Raw genomic sequence first — 2538 nt, 5'->3', positions numbered from 1 at the left:
GGGGGGTGCCGGCGGGGATGCGGGCATGTTCGGCAACGGCGGTGTCGGTGGTATCGGTGCTGACGGTGGTGATGGGGGCGCCGGTGGTCTCGGGGGTTGGCTGTTTGGCGACGGGGGCGCCGGCGGCGCCGGTGGGGCGTCGTGGGATGCGGCGGTGGCCGGCGGTAACGGGGGTGCCGGCGGTGATGTGTTGGGCCTGTTCGGGTTTGGTGGTGCCGGGGGCGCCGGCGGTGCGGGTGCTGCGGGGGCGGCGGGTGCCGCCGGTGTTGACGGGGTGCTGGCGGCGTTGGAGGGCGCGGCCGGCGGTGATGGTCTGACCGGTGGACTCGGCGGCAATGGCGGTGCCGGCGGGGCAGCCGGGTTTGTGCTGGGCATCGGCGGTGTGGGCGGTGCCGGTGGTGCCGGGGGCGCCGGGGGTGCCGGGGGTACCGGGGGCGCCGGGGCGGTCAGCGTTGATGACTTTGGGGGTGCTGGCGGGGCCGGCGGTGTCGGTGGTGATGGCGGTGCGGGGGGCCGTGGTGGTGCCGGGGGTGTCGGTGGACTTTTCGGTGCTGCCGGCCATGGGGGTGTGGGCGGCAACGCCGGGATCGCCGGTGACGGTGGTGCCGGGGGTGCTGGGGGTGCCGGTGCTCGCGGTGGTGGCGATGGCGGCGCTGGGGGCGCCGGCGGGCAGATCGGGACGACGGCCGGGGCCGGGGGCGCTGCGGGTGAGAAGTTCACGGCGCGGTGGTGGGGCAATGCCGCGCGCCCGGGTGCTGCTGGGGTGTTGCCGGCGGGGGCCAGTGGGCATGGCGGCGCCGGGGGTGCCGGCGGTGCGGGTATCGGAGTCGATGGCCAGGGCCACGGCGCTGCCGGGGGTGCCGGCGGCGCTGGTGGTGATGCCGGTGCCTACGGCAATGGTGGTACCGGTGGCGCCGGAGGCGCGGGCGCGGCGGGGGCGGCCGGGGCCGACGGGGCCGAGCCGGGCGAGGCGGGGATGTCTGGCGGTGCCGGCGGGCAGGGGGGCATTGGTGGTGCCGGTGGAGCCGGGGGTGCGCTGCGCGGTGCTGCCGGTGCCGGCGGTGCCGGCGGGGCCGGCGGCGCTGGTGGTGCGGGCGGCAGTGGTGCTCAGGGTGCGGCCGGGTCATGGGCTGATGGGGGAGACGGCAACGGCGGCGCCGGTGGGGACGCCGGTCATGGTGGGGCCGGCGGCACCGGGGGTGCCGGGGGTGCGGCGGGCACCGCAACGGCCGGTGCGGCCGGGGCAGTCGGCGCCGGTGGTGCCGGTGGTGACGGCGGTGGTGCGGGTGCCGCTGGTGCCGGTGGAGCCGGCGCGCACGGCACCGCCGAGCATCGCGATGCCGGTCATGGTGGTTCCGGTGGCCGGGGTGGGAACTCCGGCGCCGGGGGCGCCGGGGGTGCGGCGGGTCTGGACGGGGCGGCCAGTACCGGCGGCGCGGGTGGTGCCGGGGGCGCGGGCTTCTTGGGGGCCAACGGCACCGCGCTGGAACGCGATGGGATCGCCGGGGGTGCCGGTGGTGACGGCGGAGATGGCGGCCTTGGCGGCTTCTACATCGACGGGTCGCAGGCGGCGCAAGGCGATGGCGGTGCCGGCGGTAATGGCGGTGCCGGCGGCAACGGGATCAACGGCGCCAACGGTGCGGCGGCCGGCGGTGATGGCCAGCACGCCGGTCATGGTGGTGCTGGCGGTGATGGCGGCCGCGGTGGTGCCGGTGCCACCGTCGGGACCCACGGGGTGGGTGGCCTTGGCGGCAACGGCGGTAATGGCGGTCATGGCGCTCACGGCGCTGATGGCGCTGCCGGTGATGGGCAGCAGAGCCAGGGCTATGACGGACAGCATGGTGGCGCTGGCGGAAATGCCGGTCGCGGCGGTCTGGGCGGCGACAGCGGCGGCGGATCGCGGTCGGCTTCCGGGTTCGACGGCATCGCCGGCAATGGCGGTCATGGCGGGGCCGGGGGCGCCGGTGCCGACGGGGTCAACGGCACCGCCGAGGATGTCGATGCCACCGCCGGTGCTGCCGGTGGTGCCGGCGGCAATGGTGGGCTGGGTGGTCTGAACACCGACGGCACGCGGGCGGTCACCGGCAATGGTGGTGCCGGTGGTGCTGGGGGCCGCGGTGGTAATGGCTTCAACGGCACCAACGGGCTGGCCTCTGGTGCCGATGGCACCCGCGGCGGCAATGGCGGTGCCGGTGGCGATGGCGGTGTCGGCGGCACCGGCACGCTTGCCGGTGCGCACGGCGCCGGCGGTGTGGGCGGTAACGGCGGCAATGGTGGGCACGGTGCGCAGGGCGCGCACGGCGCCAACGGCACCGCCCAGCAGATCAACGGGCAGGCCGGGCAGGACGGCGGCAACGGCGGTAACGCCGGTGTGGGTGGCGCCGGCGGCGCCAGCGGCAACGGCACCACCGCCGCCGACGGCAGCCACGGCAGTGCCGGGGTCGGTGGCAATGGTGGCAACGGTGGTGCCGGCGCGGCGGGTGCTGATGGTGTCGTGGGTGCTGTTGATGGTGCTGCGGGTGGTCATGGTGGTGCTGG

1 pseudogene is annotated in these 2538 nt (G+C 76.9%); it reads left to right on the top strand.

The features are described 5' to 3' along the window. Positions 1 to 2538 (top strand): annotated as a pseudogene (locus LI92_RS24675) (PE family protein); the annotation flags it as partial.

This window comes from Mycobacterium sp. UM_Kg1 (assembly GCF_000972925.1).
GTDB lineage: Bacteria > Actinomycetota > Actinomycetes > Mycobacteriales > Mycobacteriaceae > Mycobacterium > Mycobacterium hiberniae.
The sequence above is the reverse complement of the archived record's forward strand: the minus strand, read 5'-3'. Positions and strand labels throughout refer to the sequence as shown.